Raw genomic sequence first — 20343 nt, forward strand, 5'->3', positions numbered from 1 at the left:
GTGCCTGGCCTCACGTCAGAGTTCGCGGCACGAGGCACGGGCGCGCCCTTCGTGAGGGAGCAATCCGGCAGGTACTGGCCGTCATGCCGGATTGGCTCGTGTGCGCGGCCGGTGCAACCAGTACGAGTTCCGGGCTAACGTCTCACCGGCGCCAATGGCACGGCGAATGTGAGGCCATGCAGCGACACGATAGCTCGGCCCTCGGCACCCACCCGGTCGCGCACGGTGAGCAGTAGCGTGCCGTCGGGCGTCGCCCAGCTCGCCGGCTTACGACAACTAGTGTCGGGTACCCCGGATTGGCGCTCCATTGCCATTCCAAACGCTGAAGCAGAGTAGTCTGACGTAGAATGGGTATAGAAATGCACGAGATGATTACTGTCTCCGGGGGGCTTCTGGCGGGGCTGGGTATCGCCGTGTTTTTCTGGGGCGGTCGGCGTGCGGAGGAGCACGCGCGACCGGCGCAGGCCGAGGCCGTCCTGGACGTCGCCATCGAGGGGATGACGTGTGCCGCCTGCGTGGCCAGGGTGGAGAAGGCGCTCAGGCGTGTTCCGGGCGTCGCATCTGCCGAGGTGAGCCTGCCCACCGAACGGGGCCGCGTATGGTTCGATCCGGCAACGGCAGTCGTAGCGGATATCCTCGCGGCGGTGCGCAAGATCGGCTATGGGGCCGAGGACGCGAGCCGCGTCAGCCGAGCCGAATCGGAACTGCGCAGGCATCGTGAGATGCTGGCGGAGCGCAACCGGTTCCTCGTCAGCCTGCTGTGTTTCCTGCCGCTGATGGGCGCCATGGTTCCCGGCATGCCCCGGGCACACTGGGGAGTGGAGGCCGGATTGGCCGCCGTCGCAACCTTCGGCGCGGGGGCTTCGTTCCTCGGAAGAGCGTGGAAGGCACTGAAGGCTCGCTCCGCCGACATGAGTGTGCTAATCAGCATCGGAGCGGTCTCGGCGTTCGCGTACAGTCTCTATCTGTGCCTAATCGGGCACTCGCGCCACACATTCTTCGAGACCGCCGCCGGACTCATCGCACTCGTGACCCTCGGGAGATACCTGGAGACGCGAGCGAGGGCGAAGGCGGGTGATGCGATGAAGGCCTTGATGGGTCTTCGCCCGAAGACCGCATCGCTGCTGACCGAGGAGGGCGAGCGCGAAGTCCTTGCCGAGGACCTAAAAGTGGGAGACCGGGTGCTGGTCCGTCCGGGAGAGAAGGTACCCGCCGACGGCGTGATTCTGGTGGGAACTTCGGAAGCCGACGAGTCGCTGCTGACCGGCGAGAGCGCACCGGTGCCGAAGAGCGCCGGCGACAAGGTGTTCGCGGGTTCACTGAACGGTCACGGCGCGATCGAGGTGCGGGTGGACACCGGGCCGGGAGACAGCACGCTGATGCGTATCCTGAGGCTGGTGGACGCAGCGCAGGCTTCGCGCCCGCCCGTGCAGCGGCTGGCGGACCAGATCAGCGGCGTCTTCGTACCTGTCATTCTTTTGATCGCCATCGGGACATTCGTGTTGTGGTACGGGTTCTTGCCCTCGTTCGGGCTGGAGCGTGCGGTGATGAACGCGGTGACGGTGCTGATCATCGCGTGCCCATGCGCGCTGGGTCTCGCCACGCCTGCCAGCATCGTCGTCGGCATCGGTCGCGGGGCTTCGATGGGGGTGCTATTCCGGGATGCCGAGGCGTTGGAGAAGCTGGGTAGCGTGCGCGCCATGTGCTTGGACAAAACGGGCACTCTGACGGAAGGCAAGCCCAAGGTAGTTGCGCTGTGCCCGGTGAACGGGGCGTCGCAGGACGAGTTGCTGGCGGTAGCGGCCGCCATCGAGGCAGGTTCGGAGCACCCGTTGGCACGCGCGGTGACGGCCGAAGCCGCGGAGCGCGGGCTCGCTTTCGAGCGACCGGACCGAACGACTGCGGTTGCCGGGCTCGGGGTGCGCGCGGAGTGGCCGGACGGCAAGATTGGCGTGGTCGGGAGGCAGGCGTTGTTGGAGCAATCGGGGACGAAGGTGGACGGCCACGAAATGGTGGACGAGGGGCACACGGTCGCGCTCGTCGGACTGGACCGGCGGTTCTTGGGCTCCGTGGCTCTGGGCGACCCGCTGCGACCCGAAGCCCCCGAAGCGCTGAGACGGCTGCGTGCTCTCGGAGTGAAGCTGCATATGCTGACCGGCGACAACGCCGCCACGGCCCAAGCGATTGCGCAGAAGCTGGGTCTTGAAGAGGTTCATGCCGAAGTAATGCCGGACGAGAAGGCTGCTTTGGTGCGTTCGATTCGGCAGGCTCGCGGGGCGACCGCGATGGTGGGCGACGGGGTGAACGATGCGCCGGCGTTAGCGGCAGCCGACGTCGGGATCGCCATGGGTTCGGGCTCGGAAGCCGCGATGGAGACTGCGGACGTGACCATCGTGAACACGGGCCTTCAGGCGCTGCCGGATGCCGTCGAGCTGTCCCGCGCCACGCTGCGGAACATCCGCCAGAACCTGCTCTTCGCCTTCTTGTACAACTCGCTGTGCATCCCGTTGGCTGCGGGCGCGCTGTATCCTCTGACCGGGCACTTTCTGCCGCCGCTTGCGGCGGCTGCGGCGATGGCACTCTCCTCCGTGTCGGTCGTGACCAACTCGCTGCGCCTTCGTCGCTGGCTCCCTAGGCGACCCACGTGATCGCCTGGGAGTGATCAATTCCCTTGCGAATCGGCGGAATCTGTGGAATCATGCACAAGCAGGTTTCCGTTATTCAATTCCTCCGGCAGAAACCCGACCTGGGGGGCAATGCGCCCACCCCGTGCCGCGGGGCGTCGCGCTCCATCTAAAGGAGGAACAAACAGCATGAGCGCCTCGAGGCTCTCGGCGCTGTTGATCGTTAGCGTATGCTTGCCGCTTGCAGCAAGCGCGCAATCCTCTTATCTTCCGCTCGTGCCCGACGTGTGCATGCCGCCCGCCGCTGCCGGTGGCTGGCCGGTCGTCGCGACACCCAACTGGTGCACCCCCACCGCCGGCGCCAATATCATCCTGTATTGGGATGCAGGAGGCTACGCAGGGGTAGCGGGCAACCCCGCCATCCCCGGCAAGGCAGTGGCCTATGAGTTGGGCTGGTTCATGGACACGAACGATTGGGCTGTTGCCGACGACGGACACGCCGGCACGTTCCTTTCCGACCCAAACGCGAGCGGCTTCGACGCGGTCAATGGCATTCGCAACTTTGCCCGCTGGGATGCCAACAACACCAAGTTCGGCGTAGGCCAGCTGGCCCCGCCAGGCCCCCGGCCCGCGGGCAAGGTGGGCTACGGCTGGGGCGTCAGCCTCATCCTCGCCAATGGATACGCCAACGCCGTCGCTGAGATCAACGCGGGCAGACCGCTTCTCACGAGTTTCCAACATTGGGGCATCGTGAATACGGGCCAGTTCGCCAACATCGGCGGCATCAACTATCCGGTTTACGACTTCGGAGCCAACCCGGGGCAAATCGGTGGGATTGACGAGTACGGCAATCCGTGGAACCAGGATTTCGGTCTGGGCCACACGGTTACCACCGTCGGTTACTTCTCCAACTTCATCCTGCAGGGCCAGAACGTCAATCTGCTCATCGTGCATGACGGCGTCCCGGCAATGGGTCAGGGTGTCGTGACCCCCGTGGACCTGGCAATCGTCTTCCGCGGCAACCTGTGGAACGGGAATATCAACATTGATCCCGTGCCGGAGCCTAACACGCTCGGAGTGATCCTGGTGGGAGGCATCGCGCTGGCTGCCGCACTGCGCAGGCGATAGTTCATCTCGGATAGGCACGCGCCGGCGGCCCAGCGGCCGCCGGCGCGGTACCATTGCGGCACCTAACAAGGAGTGTCCCTGAGATGATCCAGTTCCTGCTCCCTCTATTCGCCCTGTCCGTTACCGGGATGGCCTCTCCCTTCCAGAAGCAGGCCGAGCCGTCGTGGAAGGCTCTCCCCATCGTTCAGCCCGAAGGCCGTAAGCAGATGACAGGGTCTTACACCGTTCGAGACCGTGCTGCGGCTAAGTGGACGCGCCCGAAGTTCGTGTACAACGAGAAGGCAGCAACCGGCCGCAAGCTTGCAAAGGTGATCGTGCTCATCTACAACCCTACCATGCACAGTGCAGGCGGTAAGCGCCTTATCGAGTACTTGAATGCCAACGATCCCGTCGAGTACTCGCACATCCTCGCTAATGTCGTGCGTGAAGCGAGCTGGGGGTACATCAACTACCAGATCGTGGACTTCATCGAGGTAGATGCGTTCCCGATCAAGACCGATGGATTTCGCTACACGGACGAGACCTATCTGGAGGCTCGCAAGACGGAGAAGTGGCAGCCTACCACGAGCAGTTATCGCATGTTCTTCGTAGAGAACGGCCTTCTCGAGCGATGCAAGAAGGAGCATATCACCGAGCTGTGGGTCTGGGGCGCTTCTGGGATGCACATGGACGAGTTCGCCGGTTACATTCCCAACCGCTACGCGAGGTTCGGGCCCACCGACAATCCGTGGTTCTATCGCCCTTACGACATTCCGGAAGAGATAGGCCATACCATGTGGGTGATGGGGTTCAACTACGAGGTGGGACCGGACAACATGATCCACAGCTATGCACACCGCATCGAGAGCATGGCGGCGCTCGCCATGGCGGACGGCATCTGGGACACGCACAACAAGCGGGACCCCTGGAACGTGTTCTCGTGGCTCGAGATGGATCATGTGGGTACGCCTTCCCACGTCGGCAACTGCCATGTCCCCCCGAACGGCCAGGGCGGGTACGACTATAACAACCCGCGGCGTGTGGAGTCCTGGGCCGACAACTGGACTCGGTACCCGGACCTGCGAGGCAAGCCGCGCTTAGTGTCCAGTCAGGAGTGGGGGAACAACCACTTCGGCTACATGAAGTGGCTGCTGGAGCGGGTGCCGAAGTTCCCCGGCTACACGCAGTATGGTTATAACAACTGGTGGCTGTATATCGCGAACGTGGACGAGGACCTGCCGGATCTCCCGATTCAGGACCTGACCCGCTTCCGCCTACCCTCCGACATGCCGCCGCCTGCGCCGAAGGAGACGGAGAAGTAGGGGGCTCTGTTTGCCCCATCCCTCCATCCGAGGGGGATGGAGGGATGGTAAGTACCTTGGTTGGGCCGGATCCCGTCCACCCAACATCCTTTGCGCATGGACCTATGATCGACAGTGATGCACCTGCCCGTCATGCTGAGCTTGTCGAAGCTAACGTCATGCTGAGCCTGTCGAAGCATGCAACCGCGTGCAGCCCGGTGCCGTCATGCCGAGCCTGTCGAAGCATCTGATTGTGAGCCGCAGGAGGTAGTAGCGTCCGGCGTGAGGGTGGGAGTATGTGGCGTCATGCTTCGACAGGCTCGGCATGACGGTCGCCAGAGGTCCATCCTTCCGCTCCGATGCGTGGAGGCGAGCAAAACGGGTCGGCCGGGACACCAATGTTAGCACGATCCCTTCATCCGAGGGAGGATGGTATCGGACTACGCGGGGGTCCAGCCTCTGGTCATGTAGTCAAGGATTGCGCCGAAGAGGATGATCAGCCACAGGAATCCTGCGGCGGCCCAGAGCCACACGAGCCGGCTACTGTACCGCACGCCCATGAAGTACAGAACAACGAGCAACGCTTTTACCGACGCGATCAGTAGCGCAACCAGATTGCTGAAGATGCCGAGGTGCAAGTACGACACCCCGACCGTCGCACCTAACAGGATCACCAGGAGCACATAGACGACGACGTAGGTGCTCACCGGGACCACATGATGCTGCTCTTCACTCATACGACTACCCCTGCGGTATCAGATAGAAAAGCGGGAACAGGAAAATCCACACGATGTCCACGAAGTGCCAGTACAAGCCGATCAATTCGATCGGCATGAAGTACTGGACCGACTTATGTCGCCTAGCCACCAGTAGCACCGCGAAGCCGATGACCAGGATTCCCACGATCACGTGCAGCGCATGCAGACCGGTCATCACGAAGTAGAGACCGAAGAACATCTGCACGCTCTGCGCCTGCATCTGGCCGGAGCCTAACCGCACTGCGCCGATCATCGGACCACCGGCGTCCAATCCTCGCTGCACGCCTGGAGTATCTACCAAACCCCTATCCGGCTGGGTAGGCAACTTGCCTTCGTACCGAAAGTTGGAGCCAGGTACTAAGTTATGCTCGAACTTATGGCTGTATTCCACGGCTTTGATTCCCAGGAAGCCGAAAGCGCATAGGAGTGTCAGCGACAGCCAGAGCAGCACGCCCTTTCTGTTGCCGAGCTGCGCCGCACGAACACCGAGTGCTACGAAGAGACTACTGGTAAGCAGCACGAACGTGTTGATCGCGCCTAGCGGGACGTCCAGCTCGCGGTGCGCGTCGAGGAACGTGTGTGGATAGGTGAAACGATAGATCATGTACGCTGTGAATAGCGCTCCGAAGAACATGATCTCCGTGACGAGGAAAGCCCACATGCCGACCAGGTACGCATCGTTCTGCTGTGGCATGTCCTCGAACTGGTGGGCGAGGTGCTCGTCGTGTGTGCCGTGCGCGGTTGCTTCCAGGCTCATCGCTTCGGTGCCTCTCCCGATCCCACTGCGAGCAGCTGATCCTCGTCATCCAGGTCCGGCAGGGGATCGTCCTCTTCGTTTTCAGGGTACTCGTAGGCCTCCCACGTTACGATAGGCGTCTTCTCGAAGTTGTAAGTGATGGGAGGCGAATCGGTCATCCACTCGAGCCCGGCGGCGCGCCACGGGTTGGGACCAGCCTTCTTGCCATACCACAACGACCACAGGAAGTAGGCCAGCGGAATGATGTATCCGACTGCAAGAATGCTGGCACCCGCCGAGGACAAGACGTTGAGCGCCTGGAACTCCTCGGGGTAGTAGTGGTATCGCCGTGTCATTCCCTGCAGGCCCATGATGAACTGCGGGAAGAACGTGAGGTTATAGCCCAAGAAGGTGATGCCAGCCGCCAGCTTCGCCCAAGATTCGGGGTACATGCGTCCCGTCATCTTCGGCCACCAGAAGTGCAATCCACCCATGTAGCCCATGATCGCTCCGCCTACCATGATGTAGTGGAAGTGAGCGATCACGAAGTAGGTGTCGTGTAGGTGTACGTCGGTCGCCATCGCTGCCAGGAACAAGCCCGTTAGTCCGCCAATGGTGAACAGGCCGATGAATCCCAGGGCATACAGCATCGGCGCCGTGAACCAGATGCGGCCCTTATACATGGTAGCAGTCCAGTTGAATGTCTTGACTGCAGAAGGCACGGCCACCACGAAACTGAGCACGGAGAAGACGATGCCGAGGTAGACCGACTGGCCACTGACGAACATGTGGTGGCCCCAAACCAGAAAGCCGAACACGGCGATGGCCAAGCTGGAGAACGCGATGAAGTTGTAGCCGAACGGCTTTCGACGCGAGAAGCAGGTGATCATCTCGCTGACCACGCCCATCGAGGGCAGGATCATGATGTACACGGCCGGATGGGAATAGAACCAAAATAGGTGCTGGAACAACACAGGATCGCCGCCCTGCGCCGGATCGAAAACGCCGATGTGGAAAAGTCGCTCGACCGCAACGAGTGCAAGAGTGATTGCCACCACTGGCGTTCCGAGCACGATGATGATGCTGGTAGCATAGTGCGCCCACACGAACAGTGGGAGCCTGAACCACGTCAGACCCGGCGCCCGCATCTTGTGGATGGTAGCGATGAAGTTGATGCCCGTCGCGATGGACGAAAAGCCGACAATGAACGCACCGCAGATAACGAGCACCACATTGCTGTTCGCATACACGCTGCTGTAGGGAACGTAGAAAGTCCAGCCCGTGTCTACACCGCCGGTGATCATCGCCACCACAGCGAGGATGGAACCTGCCATATATAAGTACCAACTCAGCAGGTTCAGTCGGGGGAACGCGAGGTCTTTCGCACCGATCATCATCGGTATCAGGAAGTTCCCCAACACTGCGGGAATGGACGGGATGAGGAACAAGAAGATCATTACGATGCCGTGCATCGAGAACATCTTGTTGTAGGTCTCGTGCTCCAGCATCACCCCGGTGGGCGATGTCAGTTCGATGCGGATCATCGCCGCCGCCGCACCGCCGATGAAAAAGGCGATCGTGATCGAGATCATGTATAGGATCGCGATGCGCTTGTGATCGGTGGTGAGCAGCCACGAAGCGATGGTATGCCCGGCGTTTAGGTAGTGCGTTCTCGGCTGCTCGGTAGCGCCGGGAGTGGCGGTCTGCACGCTCATCTAGCACCACCCGCAGGCGAGTCTGCCTCCTTCTTAGGGATCGGCGCCTGCATGCCGCTCCTAAGGGACTTGATGAAGGCGATTAGCTGTAACAACTGGTCCTCGCTCAGTTGGTTTTTGTAAGACGGCATGATGGCTTGGTAGCCCTCGACGATCTTCAAGTCCGGTGCGACGATAGACTCCCTGATATAGGTTTCGTCCACGGTGACCGTGCGACCATCCACAAGCTTTGCTTTGGTTCCATAGAGGTCTATCAGAGACGGTGCCCTCGCTGGGGCGAATCCATGGCATGACCCGCACTGAAGGCGGTCGTATATCTGCTGGCCGGCCTCGTCCATCGTGAGCTGTGTCATTCGGGTCTTGTCGCCGCCGCTGGCCAGCCAGGCTTGGTACTCCGCCGGCTCCATCACGTACACGAAGCCCGTCATCTCCGAATGCTGTGTGCCGCAGTACTGGCCGCAGTAGATGCGGTACTTGCCCGTCTTGGTAGCCTCGAACCATGCGTAGGTGTACTTGCCCGGAAGCACGTCCTGATGGATGCGAAAGGCAGGCACGTAAAGGTCATGAATAACGTCCTGCGAGATCATGACCAGCTTGATAGGTCGGCCGGCTGGCACGTGCAGCTCGTTGTTCTCTCGGACTCCATTGGGATGCTGCATATGCCACATCCACTGCTTTCCGATGACGAATATCTCGACGGCATCTTCCGGCACCGTGCGCACGTAACCGAACAGTTTGGCGGACCAGAAGAAGACGACGAGTCCGAGAATCAGCGGTATCGCCGTCCAGACGATCTCGAGCTTCACGTTATGGGAGGAAGCTCCTCGGCGACTTGCCTTGCTTCCTCGCCGATAGCGCACGGCGAAGAAGATGACGAGGGTGAAGACTAGCACTATGAAGAAGAGGCTGAGCAGCACCATCACATAGAAGAGGGGGTCCATCTTCTCTGCGAAGGTCGAAGCCTGTTCGGGGAGCAACGTGAAATCCGGCATCTGATACTCCTAACGCCTCTACGCAGTGTCGGGCGCTGGCTCCTCCCCTCCGTTCGATGGAACACGAGTCCTGTATCTTTTGGAAAGATAGAAGATGCTTCCGAACAACACTGCTACCGTGATACCACCGGTAATTTGGAGTATTCGCGTGATGGCCAAGTTATACTTCCCTGTGGTCAAGTCCACGTGGTAACAGGTGAGCAGCACTTTGTCCACTGGCGTACCGATTTTGCCACCCCCAGCCGATACGAGAGCGAGTCGCAAGTCGCGTGGGCGGAACTCCACTCCATAGAAGTAATGTGATACCTTACCCTGAGGCGTGAGCACGATGAGGCCCGCAGGATGCGCATATTGGTGTGTCTTTGCATCGTACATAAAGCGGTATCCGACCGTGGATGCGAGCTTGGCAATCGACTCCTTGGTGCCTGTGAGGAAGTGCCAGCCCTCTTTGCCTTCGGGCTTGCCATAGCGCTCGATGGCATCTTCCTGCTTGGCCTTCGCCAGTTCCGGGCCTTCTTCCGAGGCGATGCTGACGCTAAGCACCTTGTAGTCCTTCCCAATCTGGAACGACTGCTCGCGGAAAGCGAGGATCATCCCCTCTTCGATAGCGATGCAGATGCCCGGGCACTTGTACCAGACGAGTGCAAGCACGATCGGCTTGTCACCGAAGTAGTCACCGATTCGCACCGCGTTACCGTTCTCGTCCACGAACGGGATGTCGGCTGGGACGACGTTTCCTAGCCTTTGATCGAGTGCAACCTCGCGCGTGATATCGTCTGCGCCTTGCGACCAGGAGATCGCGCAGGCCACACACAACAGCCAGAGCGCGGCGATTCTCGATACCACCTTCATTGGATGCCTCCCTCGGGGGCGGGAGTTGTGGACTGCCGAGTGGGCAATCCTTTCTCTGCGATCAGTTCCATCGCTCGCTCGACGGGGATGTGCGCAATTCCTCTTGCCTGATCCACCCATCCGTAGCTGTGCAGCGTGCGGTCTTCCTCGATGCGGAACTTGCGCATATCCAGCGCGGGGTTCACCTGAAGAATCGGTGCATCCGGCATCGGCTGCACAGCGTTGATCGGGCCGGTCTTCTGTCGCATTTTCTCCGGCGGCGGCATCGTCAGGCTGTAGATGCCCAGCGAGACCATCAGCGAGGCTACGATGAACACCGCTAGGGCTATTGCCCACTTGAGCAGCGGTCCCGTCGAAACGTCTCGCGGTTCATAGCCTAGTTGAGTCAGCGGATCGGGTGTGGGGTGCTGGTCAGACATGCTGCGGCACCTCCTCCGACAGGGTTTGGTGGCGGGCCACCAGCGGGTACCGACCCAGCCGATGCGCGTAAAGGAAAAGCCAGAGGCCTCCCATTGCGAGCAACGTAGAGGCCGAGCCCCAATAAGCCACTGCCGGTACCACGCCACCGTCGCTATAGAAGAACGGCGTGACGGTCCAGAATGTGTCCACGACTCGCATGAGCAGGATCCACACGGCGACCGAAACGATAAGGCTCGGGGTACGCTTCGTTCGCCCGGACAGCAACAAGACGAACGGTACGAAGAACTGGAAGACGACCAGCCCCGTTCCGACGGCCCACCAGGTGCCCTGCAGGCGCGCTGTATAATAGGTGATCTCTTCGGGCAGGTTGCCCGAGTACATGATAACATACTGCGAGAATGCTATGTACGCCCATAGCATGGTGAACGTGAGCAGCATGTTGCCGAGATCGCGGGTCAGACGCGGGGTCAGCTCGTCCGACACCGGTTTTCGCCTACCGAACAAGCCTAACATCACGGTCGCGAGCGCCAGCGCTGCGTATCCTTGGGCAACCACGAACATTACACCGTACACGGTGGAGTACCAGTGCGGGTCGAGAGACATCACCCAGTCGGTCGTGGCGAAGGTCACCGTCAGCACATACAGCACCAGGCCTGCGGCACCGAGGTTGGCGCGGCCCTGCGCAAGCGTAGCGTTGCCGCTGCTCTCCTGTGCCGCCGAGGACCGATTCAGGATCGAAGCAAGCCCGATCCACACGACGAAGTACCCGATGGCGAAAAGAACGAACCGCGTCGAGTTGAGGTACGGCGCCTTGAAACGTATCACCGCGTCGTGCGCGGCCGCGTCCGGAACAGCCCACGGATACAGGTCTGGCAGCCACAACAACACGGGGATGAACAGCACTAAGATGTAGGGCAACAGCGACGATCCTGCTTCAAAGAAACGCAGCACCGGCAGCGACCACCGCGCCTTGATCGCATGGTGCAACAAGCTGACGCCCAGGCATCCGAGCGACACGTTGCACCAGAAGACGAACCCGAACAGGTAGCTTTGCTGGAACACTTTAACGTCCTGTCCGAAGGCCAGCGCGCACCCTATCAGACCTACCACTGCGGCTAGTACGCCGACGATCTGCAGGCGGGCGAGAACGGGTCGGCTTTCTACGTTCACGGCCGCTCCCCTCCTGCTCGGACTGCTTCATTCAGCCGCTCCCGGTCCACCGCCGAAAGTTCAGATACCGGTGCGCCCTGCGCAAGCTGCAAGGCCCGGATGTAAGCCACGATCCGCCAACGGTCTTTCACTTCGATGCGGGAGGCGTACCCGTACATCACACCGTAGCCGTTCGTAATCACATCATAGAAGTGACCAATTGGCATCTGTCGCAAGCGGTCCGTGTGGTAGTTCGCCGGCTTTCGCTGCAGGTTGAACCCCCGCGCACCAATCATGCCGTTTCCATCCCCCGCGCGCCCGTGACAGGGGGAGCAGAAGGCGTCGAACTGCGCCTGGCCTCTGAGGAGGTCCTGCCGTGTGATTGCAAAGGGGAACTTGTCTACATACGTTCCGCGGAAGATGCCCGTCTGAACGGGTGAACCCGACCGGATGTCTATCGGAACGCGGGTACCACCGATGATGCCGGTGTACATCTCCCTGTCTGTGCGCAGCTCACCCTGCGGCACCGTGTACGGCACTCGCGGCCGAGAAGACTGCTTGTCCGCGAAGAAGGCACTCTTTTGGTAGGGTTTGTGCACCTTGTTCTGCACCCACATGTCGGTGTGGCAACCGGCGATGAATGCCACCGCAAAAAGGGGACCTGTCCGCATTAACAGTCGCCTCATTCCGGCACCTCTTCCACTCCAGTCGGGTCGAGCGAGCGGAGGAACTGCATTGTTTCACTCGGGTCGAACTGTGGGTCATCGGCTTCGATGCACAGGAAGAACCGATCGTCCGTCGCCAGCTCGAAGCGGCTATGGTTGAAGATTGGGTGGTGGGGGTGCGGCAGCCCGTTCAGCGCAAGCATCCCTAACACCGCCGCGAACGCCGCCAGCAGCACGGCACTTTCGAACGTGACGGGGATATAGTGCGGCCAGCTATGAGTCGGCCTTCCTCCGACATTGAGCTGGTAGTTGATGGTCGTAATGTAGTACTGCAGGCCGTACCCGATAGCGGCCCCGAGCACGCCGAAGATAAAGATGATCCAAGGCACACGATTGTCCTTGAAGCCGATGGCCTCGGCCAGACCATGGATGGGGAACGGCGTGTAAGCGTCGAGCCGAGTGTAGCCGTTCTCCCGAGCCTTATGAACCGCTACCACCAGGTCCTCGGGATTGTCGAACTCCGCCACGATGCCATGCAGGCCGTTCATTGAGTCTCTCCACCCCCAGAGCCATGGTGCGCAACGGCAGGCGCCGCATGACCGGGCTTCAACTTGTGCAGCAGGTCCTTCATCTCGAAGATGTTGATCATGGGCAGGTATCGGACGAACAGGAACATCAAGAACGTGAACAGACCTATCGTACCGAGGAACAGACCCCAGTCCCAGATGGTGGGGTTATAGAAGCCCCAAGCGGAGGGCACGAAGTCTTCGTGCAGGCTGGTAACCACGATGATGAAGCGCTCGAGCCACATCCCTACGCTGACCACCAGACTGATGGTGAACAGCATCAGCGTGTTGCGGCGGACTTTCGGCCACCACAGGAGCTGGGGTACCAATCCGTTGCAGAAGATGAGGGACCAATACAGCAACGAGTAGGTACCGGTCATGCGGTTGTTCCATATCATGTGCCACTCGAACTCGTTGGCGCTGTACCAACCGTAGAACGCCTCGGCGATGTAGCCGTAGAAGACGATCAACCCCGTCGCCAGCATGATCTTCGCCATCCAGTCTATGTGGTGCATCGTGATCATGTGCTCGAGGCCGTACCACTTGCGGATAGGTATGGTGAGCAGTAGCACCATCGCGAAGCCTGCGTAGATGGCTCCGGCGACGAAGTAGGGCGGGAAGATGGTAGCATGCCAACCCGGGATGATCGAGACGGCAAAGTCCAAACTGACCACGCTGTGCACCGAGAGAACCAGCGGGGTAGAGAGGCCGGCGAGGATCAGGTAGGCCGTCTCATACCGGAACCAGTGCTTTACCGAGCCACGCCACCCGAACGACGCCATGCCGAACACACGTTTCAGGATCAGGTTCTTGGCCTTGTCGCGCAGGGTGGCGAAGTCGGGTATGAGGCCGACGAACCAGAACAGCGCCGAAACGGTGATATAGGTGGTGACGGCAAACACGTCCCAGATCAGGGGGCTCTGGAACTGCGGCCAAGCGCCTAGGATGTTTGGGTACGGCAACATCCAATAGGCAGCCCACGGGCGTCCTGTGTGCAGGAGCGGGAAGAGGCCCGCGCACATGACGGCGAAGATGGTCATCGCTTCGGCGAAGCGGTTGATCGAGTTACGCCAATTCTGCCGTGTCAGCAACAGAATAGCCGAGATGAGCGTACCCGCGTGGCCGATACCGATCCACCACACGAAGTTGATAATTGCGAACCCCCAACCGACGGGAACGTTCACACCCCACACACCGATGCCCATATATAGCAGCCACGCGAGCGAGAGCAGCATCACGTTGAGCAGCAGGAAACCGAGCGCGAAACCGCCATACCAGGGCAGCTTATGCGAGCGCTGGTCCAGCACGATGGAGCCGATCTGGTCGCCCAGCGAGCTGTAGCTGTTCCTTCCGGTCAGGACCCGAGTGTCCACTGCGTCGCTCACGCCTGTTCCTCACTAAGCTGCGGATTGAGGTTCTTGATTCTTGCCAGGTAGGTGGTGCGCGGTCGAGTGTTGAGCTCCGTCAACAAGCCGTAGTCGTGCGGCTCCGACTTCAGCTTGGAAACTCTGCTACCGGCGTCGGCTACGTCTCCGAACACTATGGCACCGGTGGGGCACGTCTGTACGCACGCAGGCACCACTTCCCCATCCGCGATGGGCCTGCGCTCCTGCTTCGCCTTGATCCGGGCGGCGTTGATTCGCTGGACGCAGTAGGTGCACTTCTCCATCACGCCTCGCCCACGGATGGTGACATCCGGGTTTGCGAGCAATTTCAGGGTGGGGTGATCATAGTTTCCGGGGGCCATGTTCGGCTGGCCCGCCGAATACTTGTAGAAGTTGAAACGTCGTACCTTGTAGGGGCAGTTGTTGGAGCAGTAGCGTGTGCCGATGCAGCGGTTGTACACCATCTGGTTCAACCCTTCGTGGCTGTGAGTGGTTGCAGCGACGGGGCATACGGGCTCGCACGGCGCCTTCTCGCAATGCATACACGGCACAGGCTGGAAGTGCACGTCGGGGTCGTCCAGCCCTCGCTCGAAGTAACGGTCTATGCGGATCCAGTGCATCTCTCGGCCACGGCGGACCTGGTCCTTTCCCACGACGGGGATGTTGTTCTCTGCCTGACACGCAACCACACAGGCGTTGCAGCCGATGCAGGCGGAGAGGTCTATGGACATGCCCCAACGATGGCCTTCGTAATCGCGGAAGGATTTAGGGGGATCGTAAAGCGTTAGGTCCTCTGCATGCCCGTCATGACCGCCGTGACCCAGTGAAGGATCGCGAACGAACTCCTCCAGAGTGCCAACGCGCAGTAGATCGCGTCCATGCTGGGTGACACTGCCATGCAGAGTGTGATGGTTCTGGGTGGCAGCGAGTGTGTGCTTCTTGCCCGTCTTGCGGATCTCCGCACCCGATGCGTAGTCGTGCCCGGATACGGTGCGAAGACGGTATGTGTCGAAACCGACTCCGGTGCCGAGCTTGCCTGCCTGGGCTCGGCCACCACCGAGGTAGGCGGTCAAGGTGTCATCGGGGTGCCCGGGCTGAACCCATGCAGCCCCTTCGAGTTCCTGACCCGCCAAACGGATCGCTATCACGTCCTGCGTCTCCACGCCCAAGCGCTCGGCGAGGGCCGGCGACATCAGCACCGGGTTGTCCCACGTGACGGTGGTCAGAGGCTTCGGCAGCTCCTGAAGCCACCCGTTGTTCGCATCGCGGCCATCCCCCACCGTCGGATCCGGGCGGAACGTCAATTCGATCCCCTCGGTCCGTCGTGGAGCCCCGAGAGTCGAAGCGAGGTCGGGGCGCAGAGTCACTGGGGCCGGCGGCAGCGCGCTGTTAGTGATGAAGCCGTCATGCTTGACACGTTCCCACCAATCGTCGAAGTCTGGTTGCGCGTGAGCGGATCGCCAGTAGTCGGTCAGGATGTCGTACCCGCGGCGTGGCTCACCCTCTAGAAGCTGAAACACTTCCACGAGGGATCGGCTGCGGTAGAGCGGCTCGATGAGTGGTTGGGTGATAGACACGGTTCCATCGTAGGCACGAGCATCTTCCCAGCGCTCTAGGAAGTGCGACTCTGGTACATGCCAATCCGACAGCACCGCTGTTTCGTCCACATGCGAGCCCACGTGGATCTTCAGGCCAGCCTTCGCGTACGCAGCAGCGAAGTCGAGGTCGGTCGGCGCGTAGTACGCCGGGTTTCCCCCGAGGATCAACAATGTCTGCACCTTGCCTGCGTGTAGGTCGGCACCGAGTGCACGCAGCGACGCTCTCTGCGAGCCGTGCACGGGACGTGGGGGCGCCTGGACATAGGTGACTGTCTGACCCACGTTACCCAGTACGGCGTTCATGGCATGAGCCAGCGCATGAACCTCGGCAGGCTGCTCATCACCCACGATGACGACGCTGCGACCGCTGTGCTCGCGCAGGTCCTCGGCCAGGGCGTTCAGCCACGCATCAGGCACCGGCGAAGAAGCATTACCGACAGCCACCCCGAGCCGTGCAGCCAAGGAGCGCGCGGCGTGCTCCACCGCACTCGGCTTCACGGCGACCCGATGATCCGCGTTGGCCCCCGTCACGGACACCGAGGACTCGATGACATACAAACGGTTCGCCTCGGTGACCCCTTTACGCACCTTGCGCCCAAAAGCGAAGTCGTGGGCATACCGAACGCTGCCTGGCATCGAGCAGAGGAAGTCGGCATCCAGTGAGAGGATTCGGTCCGCGCGGTCGAGGTGATAGACCGGGTCCACCACGGTGCCGAAGGCCAGTCGGGCGCCCTCCCATACGTTGTCGCGGTTCACTGGCTCGTAGGCGTGCCAAACCATTTGCGGATAGCGCTGCTGCAGGCGATTGAGCAGCGCGAGCATTGAGGGCGAGGTGACCGTCTCGGTCAGCACTCGCAGCCCTGCGCCTCCATCCGCCGCATGCTGCCGACGAACGTCCCGCATCATGCTGACGAATGCGTCCCAAAGCGCGGGCTCGCCCCTGAAGAGCACGTCCGTAGAGCGGTCTGGATCGTACAGACCGAGGATGGACGCCTGCGCGATCGCATCGGCCGCCCCCAGGCTAGCGGGGTGCTTGGGGTTGCCCTCGAGCTTGGTCGGTCTGCCCTCGTGGCTCGTGGCTATCAGCCCGGTTGCATAGCCATGACGGGTCATTGCCGTCGCGAAGTACATCGGCTTGCCCGGAATTGCGTCCTCGGGCGCCTTCACGAAGGGCACGATCTTTTCCTGAGGCAGGAAGCGGCAGCCCGAAACGAGGCCCGCAAGCGCCAGCGAGGCGCCAGCGAATTTCAGGAATTGTCGTCGGTCCATCTCGACGGCCCAGCTTCGTGCCTGCTGTGGAAACTCGTCCAGCAGGAACTCGTGGAATTCCGGGGTATCCGCTAGCTCGTCCAGGCTGCGCCAGTAAGCACGGCCCGTCTTGCCCTCGAGTCGCAGGCGGATCTCCGCAAGGGTCAGCTTCCCATTCCTATTGTCGTTTCCGTTCTCGCTTCCCATGCACTCGTCGTTAGCGATGGCAGATCGAGCAGTCGGTCAACTGCTCCTTATCCACCTTGTACTCCTTCATCAACTTCTTGCCTTCGGTGATCTCGGCGGGCGTCGGGTTATAGGTAATGCCGCGCAGGATGGCCTGCTCACGCTGCGACAAGGGCTCTCCCCGCTGCGGCTTGAGATAGAGCTGGAAGATCTGCTCAGAAGGGGTCCGCTCCGGATGCGATTCGTCCTTGTACAGGTGCTTCTCGACGTTCCGGTGACAGTCGAGGCACCACACCATGGTAAAGGCCTTCGCCTTGTAGGTGAGGTCCATGGCCTGAACCGGCCCGTGGCACTCGTTGCAGTGAATGCCTCGGTCAACGTGTATAGCGTGGTTGAAGTAGACGAACTCGGGCAGCTTGTTCACGCGGTTCCACTCGATGGGCACGTCGTCTTTGAAGCTGTCGCGCACTACGGCCAGCAGCGGGCTGTTGGTCCACACTTGCGAGTGGCAGGACATGCAGGTGTGGGTCGGCGGGATGCCCGCGAAGGACGATTTTTCGACCGAAGAATGGCAGTACCGGCAGTCGATGCCGAGCTGGTTCACGTGGTGCTTGTGGCTGAAGGGTGCCGGCTGATCCAGCGCGACGTCTACGTTGGTCTGGTAGGGCGAGCGGGTGATGGCCGAGAGCGTGAAGATGAGGCCAAGGGGCGCGATTGCGAGCAAAGTCACGCTCACCTTCGCGAGAGTATTGGCATAGGGCGGAAAGATCTGTGCCATCGCTCCAACCTAGAACAGCCCGCTCACGTGCAAGCGAGCAGTACCCCCTGCAATCCTTTCCAGATTCCGACTTCGATCCGACAGCATTCGGTTGCCGAGCGAGCACCCCAACGTACCCGTTCTCCTTCCCCCGCGTCGCGACGCGCTGGCCCCGGAGGTCTGCTCCCCGGTCGCGTCGCAGCATTGGTCCTGCCTCGACGTGTCCCAGAAAAAGGAAACCCCGCCGAGGGCTTCCGCGTGGGACCATACCCGATGCCCCAATCCTTATGCAAACGAAATATCCGCAAATCGCGCCAAAACCCGCAAACTGGGTACCTAAGTATGCTGGACCGCGGAGAGCGACGATTTTGTCTAGCAATGTGCCTGCTTCCTGGGGCCCGAATTCTTGCGCTGATGGCGCGGAGAGACTATCGCGCCGAGGAACTGGACGGTCAGAGGGAGCGGTCTATTGCCAGAGTGAGGAACAGCAGGGCGAGGTAGAGCATCGAGTACTTGTACAGCGACAGGGCGTGGGGGCGGTCGGGAGTGCGCAGCAGAAGCGCAGAGCGCAAGATCAGCACGAGGTTCAGTGCGATGACCACCCCGAGATACACCAGACCGGTGTGTCGCTGCACCAGCGGCAGAAGCGAGATGATAGAAGTGAGTAAAGCGTACAACCCGATTTGCACCACCGTCAGGCGCTCGCCGAGAACCACCGGGGCCATCGGGATGCCTGCCCGCGCGTAGTCATCGCGGATAAGCAGCGAAAGGGCCCAGAAGTGCACCGGTGTCCAGGCGAATACGATAGCGAACAGCAGCCATGCGAGCGGGCTCAGGCTCCCCGTGACCGCAGCCCATCCGACCAGTGGAGGGAACGAGCCCGCAGCGCCACCGATGACGATGTTGTGCCACGTCCGCCGCTTCAGCACCAGCGTGTACACGATCACATAGAACACGAGCCCGGCAAGGGCAAGCATCGCAGCTAGGAGGTTGGCCGCCCAGGTGAGAATGATGAACGACAGGAGCGCGAGCACCAGGCCGAAGATGAGCGCGCTGGTCGGCGGGACCTCGCGCGTGACGGTGGGACGTTTGGACGTGCGGCCCATCCGAGCGTCCACGTCAACGTCAATGGCCATGTTGATCGCGTTGGCTGCGCCTGCTGCCATGTAGCCACCGACGAGCACAGCGAGGAGCAAGCCGCTCCCGGGCCAGCCCTGCGCCGCCGCGAACATCGCGGCAACCGTCGTGAACAGCAGCAGGCTGATCACACGCGGCTTGGTGAGCAGCAGGTAGCTACGCCATGTCGCCCTACTCGCTGTAGGGGTCTCGGGAGCAGGCGGCACGTCCGTGGAGTGCTCTGTGCGAGGAACGTGCTCCAGCATGGCGGATGCCGAGAACAGCAGCAGCACGATCCACATCGCGTCTGCAACGACCAGGTGCACCATCTGAAGCCAGTGCGGCGTGAACAGCGCGATGTTCGCTAGGCCGATGACGCTCTGCGCCAGCACCAGCCCTACCAGTGCACGACTCCAGGCACGCACTTCGTCGGCCGGTCGCAAGTAAGCGACGAGGCCGGCGACGAGGATCAGGTATAGCCCCACCGAGACTGCAAGGAGCGGGTGGACACCCCGGACCTGCATGAGGAAGTGGGAGGTCGCGGGGACGCTCTGCTCCATCACCTGAGCCATGGTCGCAGGCGGGAAGAGCGTGTCGGCAAGGGCGGTAAGCGCACCGCTCACTCCTAGCAGCAGAGTTGCGATGATGCCGATCCACAGTCCCCAACCGACCGCGCCTTGCCCCCGCACGACGACCTTGCGTTCTGCACCGCCGTGCCAAGCCGCCATGGCCACGAGTGCGATGAGCAGGAAGGTGTTGGCGAGGTGCAGCGAGACCGCAAAAGCACGGAAAGCCGAGGCGTTGTCTTCGACCAGATCGAACTTGACCAGGCCCGCGCCGAGCAGCACTTCGATCACCATCACGATGAGCGCAAGCCCCGCATAGCGCCTGCCGGCATGACGAGGAGCGAAGCGCCGCCGTGACCACATGGCCAGAGCCATTACCATGAAGAAGGAAAGCGCGCTGGTGAGGCGGTGGGTCAGCTCCACGAAGAAGTGGAATGCCTTGTCCGGGTCAATCCCTTCATTGCTCCAGAAGGGCCACTGGTTACCCAGGCCCGCCCCCGAGCCGCTGGAACGGACGTACGCCCCCCAAGCGATGACGCCAAGGAGAACCGCGAGCGTCAGCCACGCAAAGTGGTGGAACTGGACCCTTCTCATTGAACCCC

16 protein-coding genes are annotated in these 20343 nt (G+C 61.3%); 3 read left to right on the forward strand and 13 right to left on the reverse strand.

Annotated features, from left to right (window positions below):
• Positions 1-347: 347 nt before the first annotated feature.
• The 3 genes from HRF45_09205 (at position 348) to HRF45_09215 (ending at position 5053) form a co-directional block, all read left to right on the forward strand.
• Positions 348-2648, forward strand: a complete 2301-nt coding sequence (locus tag HRF45_09205; protein ID MEP0766701.1) for a copper-translocating P-type ATPase — start codon at positions 348-350, stop codon at positions 2646-2648.
• A 945-nt stretch (positions 2649-3593) separates the two neighbouring features.
• Positions 3594-3752 (forward strand): PEP-CTERM sorting domain-containing protein, encoded by a 159-nt coding sequence (locus HRF45_09210; GenBank protein MEP0766702.1) that lies wholly within the window; start codon positions 3594-3596, stop codon positions 3750-3752.
• 83 nt (positions 3753-3835) lie between these two features.
• Positions 3836-5053, forward strand: coding sequence for a hypothetical protein (locus tag HRF45_09215; GenBank protein MEP0766703.1), 1218 nt, complete (start codon positions 3836-3838; stop codon positions 5051-5053).
• A gap of 419 nt (positions 5054-5472) precedes the next feature.
• On the opposite strand, the gene HRF45_09220 is transcribed toward HRF45_09215, so the two are convergent.
• The 13 genes from HRF45_09220 to HRF45_09280 form a co-directional block, all read right to left on the reverse strand.
• Positions 5473-5769, reverse strand: coding sequence for a cytochrome C oxidase subunit IV family protein (locus tag HRF45_09220; GenBank protein ID MEP0766704.1), 297 nt, complete (start codon positions 5767-5769; stop codon positions 5473-5475).
• Positions 5770-5773: 4 nt separating this feature from the next.
• Positions 5774-6547, reverse strand: coding sequence for a cytochrome c oxidase subunit 3 (locus tag HRF45_09225; protein ID MEP0766705.1), 774 nt, complete (start codon positions 6545-6547; stop codon positions 5774-5776).
• Positions 6544-8241 carry a cytochrome c oxidase subunit I gene (gene ctaD / locus HRF45_09230; protein ID MEP0766706.1) on the reverse strand — a complete coding sequence of 566 codons (1698 nt, stop codon included), beginning with the start codon at positions 8239-8241 and terminating at the stop codon, positions 6544-6546. Before ctaD ends, HRF45_09225 begins: the two co-directional genes overlap by 4 nt.
• Positions 8238-9233 carry a cytochrome c oxidase subunit II gene (gene coxB / locus HRF45_09235; protein ID MEP0766707.1) on the reverse strand — a complete coding sequence of 332 codons (996 nt, stop codon included), beginning with the start codon at positions 9231-9233 and terminating at the stop codon, positions 8238-8240. Before coxB ends, ctaD begins: the two co-directional genes overlap by 4 nt.
• Before the next feature lie 18 nt (positions 9234-9251).
• Positions 9252-10085 (reverse strand): SCO family protein, encoded by an 834-nt coding sequence (locus HRF45_09240; protein ID MEP0766708.1) that lies wholly within the window; start codon positions 10083-10085, stop codon positions 9252-9254.
• Positions 10082-10504 (reverse strand): hypothetical protein, encoded by a 423-nt coding sequence (locus HRF45_09245; GenBank protein MEP0766709.1) that lies wholly within the window; start codon positions 10502-10504, stop codon positions 10082-10084. Before HRF45_09245 ends, HRF45_09240 begins: the two co-directional genes overlap by 4 nt.
• On the reverse strand, positions 10497-11675 hold the full coding sequence (locus HRF45_09250; protein ID MEP0766710.1) for a hypothetical protein: 1179 nt from the start codon (positions 11673-11675) through the stop codon (positions 10497-10499). Before HRF45_09250 ends, HRF45_09245 begins: the two co-directional genes overlap by 8 nt.
• Positions 11672-12340, reverse strand: coding sequence for a cytochrome c (locus HRF45_09255; protein MEP0766711.1), 669 nt, complete (start codon positions 12338-12340; stop codon positions 11672-11674). The genes HRF45_09250 and HRF45_09255 overlap by 4 nt, the downstream gene beginning before the upstream one ends.
• Positions 12337-12867, reverse strand: coding sequence for a DUF3341 domain-containing protein (locus HRF45_09260; GenBank protein ID MEP0766712.1), 531 nt, complete (start codon positions 12865-12867; stop codon positions 12337-12339). The genes HRF45_09255 and HRF45_09260 overlap by 4 nt, the downstream gene beginning before the upstream one ends.
• Positions 12864-14270, reverse strand: coding sequence for a polysulfide reductase NrfD (nrfD, locus tag HRF45_09265; GenBank protein MEP0766713.1), 1407 nt, complete (start codon positions 14268-14270; stop codon positions 12864-12866). Before nrfD ends, HRF45_09260 begins: the two co-directional genes overlap by 4 nt.
• Positions 14267-17323: a TAT-variant-translocated molybdopterin oxidoreductase gene (locus HRF45_09270; GenBank protein ID MEP0766714.1), complete on the reverse strand. Its 3057-nt coding sequence runs from the start codon at positions 17321-17323 to the stop codon at positions 14267-14269. The genes nrfD and HRF45_09270 overlap by 4 nt, the downstream gene beginning before the upstream one ends.
• Before the next feature lie 10 nt (positions 17324-17333).
• Positions 17334-18080, reverse strand: a complete 747-nt coding sequence (locus HRF45_09275) for a cytochrome c3 family protein (protein ID MEP0766715.1) — start codon at positions 18078-18080, stop codon at positions 17334-17336.
• A 431-nt stretch (positions 18081-18511) separates the two neighbouring features.
• The gene (locus HRF45_09280) at positions 18512-20335 is read right to left on the reverse strand and encodes a protoheme IX farnesyltransferase (GenBank protein MEP0766716.1); all 1824 of its coding nucleotides are present in this window, start codon (positions 20333-20335) and stop codon (positions 18512-18514) included.
• Between the last annotated feature and the right edge of the window lie 8 nt (positions 20336-20343).

The organism is Fimbriimonadia bacterium (assembly GCA_039961735.1).
GTDB lineage: Bacteria > Armatimonadota > Fimbriimonadia > Fimbriimonadales > JABRVX01 > JABRVX01.